The following is a 934-nucleotide window of genomic DNA, read 5'->3' as shown; positions in this document are numbered from 1 at the left end:
AATTCTTCCCGACGCCGATACAGACCTTGATGGGGAGGACTACTGGACTGCCGTCGACGAACTGCGAAGCGCAGGGTATGACATTCCAGTGTGGATTCCAGAGGCTGAGTCAGACTGTGTCGACGGCGAGACCTACGGCCAGATGCCCTTCTGGGCCGTTCGGAAAGCAGCTGTCGCGCTCGAGATCTGTCCTGAAGGTGCGTTCATTGAACGCGAGGGAGAGAATGGGACCTACAAGGGATTCCCCGGCTACGAAACCTATAATGAGACGCTAAAAGCCATCGGAGACGCGGGATTAAGACACGAACGCGATCCAATCTCACCAGAAGAAGTGACTGATTCTGAGGGCCGAGATAAACAGGACACACGTAGTGATACGGCTTCGCCGGATAGTCAGGTTTCACAACTCGATCAAGCTCATGTTCGCGAGAGGAATCGGCTCTTATCGGCCAAAGTTGATCAGCTCGAATCGGAGTTAAACGAAAAGACCGACCGGATCAACATGCTTGAGACTGAGGTAGAGCATCTCCAGAAAGAACTCGAGACAGTTCGGTCGGAACGTGATTACTTGGAATCCGCTCTCGAGAATAATGTCTTGAATCAGGGTTCCGAACAGCAGACGGAAGAAGATCCTGCTAACGACCGATCCACACTCGAGCGGGCGAGACAGTTCATCTCCTTCGACCAGTAGGGTGTATTTGTTTGAACGGATCGATGAAGAAACTATAACATCTCAACCACACTACCCGGTCCACCTGACACCCAGCTTAATACAGCCTGACACCCGACAAGCATCACTCCATCTGAATATGAGAAATCGCCAGACGGCAGCACTTGACAGCTGTTTCCCGAATCCATACTTTCGATGGACTTCAAAATCGGCTGTCAGGGCACGCAGTCATGCGATTTGAGGGGTCCTGACAGGCAAAAAATC

At 51.8% G+C, this 934-nt stretch carries 1 pseudogene; it reads left to right on the top strand.

The annotated features are described in order from the left end of the window. Positions 1 to 691 (top strand): annotated as a pseudogene (locus tag BN903_RS06185) (hypothetical protein); the annotation flags it as partial. Positions 692 to 934: the final 243 nt, after the last annotated feature.

The sequence above is a fragment of the Halorubrum sp. AJ67 genome, from assembly GCF_000513435.1.
This window is presented reverse-complemented; position numbering and strand designations above follow the sequence as displayed.